This is a genomic window from Ruegeria hyattellae (assembly GCF_041537925.1).
Lineage (GTDB): Bacteria > Pseudomonadota > Alphaproteobacteria > Rhodobacterales > Rhodobacteraceae > Ruegeria_C.
Window position 1 is genome coordinate 1 of the sequence record NZ_JBGOSH010000040.1, and the last position, 2,774, is coordinate 2,774.

The window sequence follows — 2,774 nt, forward strand, 5'->3', positions numbered from 1 at the left end:
TGTCATCTCCGCCGTGGCCTGTGCCACCGGTGCCGAAGTCCTGGTCGATGGAGTCGATCCCGCCCTGGTAATAATGTTTGATCTCGTTGGACGGAGGCGTGAAGCCTGCGACCTTGTATTGCTGCAGTTCTGAATCCTTGAACCCTTCAAGGCGCAAGGGAATGAACACGGCCTGGTTTTCACCGGTCATCCGGTCCCCGACCCACCAGTAGAACGCCAGATCCCAGGTGCCGTTGCTGTTCTGGATCGCGCCGTACTTGTCGAGCGCGTAGTCCACATCGCGAGACCGCAGCTCGGTCTGCAGCCCGTCGAACGTATGCACGTCCTGACGGTACCAGGTGTTTGCGTGGAATTTGAACGTGCCGACGCTGTCGGTCAGCGTGCCGCGGATGTCGATGTCGCCACCGTCCGGGCGGATCGTCATCTTGGTGCCTGAATCCGCCTTGAAGGTGATCTGGTTCACCGGCGCCACTTTTGAGCCATCAATGATCCGGTTGTCAAAACTGACCAGGTTTCCGTTCATATCGCGCCCGGTAAGGCCGCGGTCAACGTCATTCCATGTCACGTCGACAAAGGTGCCATCCGCATTGTAGCCACGCGAGTTGAACACCTCGAACGCGTCTTCGACATGGACATTGGACAGGTTGATGCCCTCGGCCTTGTCGCCGATTTTGAAGCCCCGCCCGACATCGACGATAAGCGTGTCCTTGAACACATACTCATTGGTGTAGTTGAAGATGTGCACCGCCTCGTTCTGGACGCCGTAGATCGTCAGATCCGAAAAGGTCTGCTGGATGTCGGTGGCGTTGTCGATGTTGCGGTGGCCGGTGAAGATACCTTCTTCGACGGCGATGATCTGGTTGCCCGAGAAGCCCATGATGGACGTCTCTTCCTCGTCGTAGCGGTCCCGCTCCTCGAATGGGTTGCCCGAGGGATCGAACTGCACGACATCCGTGCTCGGCCCCTGGGTGCTGGTCTCGGAGGTGTTGAACATCCAGGCCGTCTTGGAGTTCGCGGCGATGTTGTCCTGCTGGATGATCTGCCGCGCCTGGCTTTCATAGGCGACGCCTTCGATGCCGAAATCGCCGGATTTCTCCAGGGTCAGGACGTTCGCGTCACCATCGCGGTTGGGATCGCGCCCGGTGCCGACGGTGGAAGTGACGAAATTGCCGATCCACTGGCCGGTCTCATTGGCGTCTTCCGAAACGATCCCGGCGCCGGCGACGCCATACACGAAATTATAATCGACGGCCGCGTGGCTGTCATGGTGGACGATGCCCCAGCCGGGGCTGCCGGTGACCGAATTGCCCTCGAGGATGGCGAGCTTTGCGTCCTCTTCCGCGCCGGTGCGGTGGATATGGAGCGCATAGCGGCCCTCCACATTCTCGGTACCGGGATTGCGCGCGGTCCCGATGACATCCTCGCCGGGGCCGTTCTTGATGCCGGGGCCGCGGTTCGACCAGTCGTCCTCGTCCCAGAGCTCGTTGGTGTTGATCGGCTTGGACTTGTCGGTCCGGCCCAACTCGTCGAACTCGGCATAGCGCACTTCCACATCCGGGTTGTGCATGAACATCACATGGCCACGCACCCCTTCGGGGTTCTCCGACGAGATCGTCACGTTGCGCGAGGAGTTGCCGACATAGACGGACAGTTCGTTGTCGATCCCGTCGCGGCCCTCATAATCCGGCGTCGTGTGATCGTATGTGAGGGGCCGGTTGATGGTGACGGTGCCGGTCGCAGCGTCAATCGCGACGATCGTCACCTCTTCGTCCTGTGTCTGCAGGATACCGTTTGAATTGCCGACATATTCGGTGCCCATGACCACAAGGCTGTCGCCGACCTGCCAGCTGTCGACATCGCCTTCCAGCTTCAGCGTCCTGTCGCCGGCCTCGGGCTCTTCGGCCAGCCTGAGATAGGGGGCTTTGGTGGCGCCGTGAATTTCCACCGCGCCATGGGTGACGACCCCGTGGCCAAGCTGGCTCGGATCCTCGGACAGGTTGATTTTGCTATCGGTGATCACGATCTCGGCGTTGACATCAGGCTGCACCGGGTTGCCCTCGACCCCGATCGTCAGAGTGGAGGATGCGCCGGTCAGCAGGGATTCGACCTCCATCCGGGTGTCGGTATCAACGGCGAAATGCAGCCCGCCATCAACGCCCACCGTCCCCAGCTCGGCCGTGCTCACACCGTCATAGACAACGGATATGCCGTGCGGAATATAGACATCCGCCCCGGCGCCGGGCACTTTCCCGCCGGTCCAGGTAGAGCCATCGAACCAGGACCCGCCATTGATGGCGACGGAGGTGCTCCATTCGCTGGCATCCGGGAGCAGTTTCATCAGGTTGAGATGCTCGCCCTGTTTGACGGAATCGTCCATATGCGCAGAATGATGCGCGCCCGACAGGGCCTCCTGCTGCATCATGACGGCTTCGGCGCGTGTGGTGGTGCCGGACCCGGTCAGATCCTGCTCAGCCCCGCCAGTTCCATGCCCGGAGTGGTTCATCTCCGTTGAGTGGTTCATGTCGTTCATTACTGCTCCAGTCGCCCCGCATGCCGAAGCACCAGCCAAAAGGCCGACGCAAAGTATCAGAACGGAACAAACCGCCCTGAAATCGGTGTTGTTATGATTCCAAGACGACTGAGTGTGTCGTCCCGGACCTGCAACGCTGGCGTACCGTGCCAAAATGGCAAGAACCATAGTCTGAAACCGGCAGTCTAAAGATCGGCAAATTCCTGCGTGAAACCGAGCAGGACCGTTCCATAATCCGCCTATT

General features: G+C 60.3%; 1 protein-coding gene. It reads right to left on the reverse strand.

Annotated elements, in window-relative coordinates:
• The coding region (locus AB1E33_RS29580; RefSeq protein WP_372580809.1) for a G8 domain-containing protein at positions 1-2,530 on the reverse strand (2,530 nt) is incomplete at its 3' end.
• Positions 2,531-2,774 lie beyond the last annotated feature (244 nt).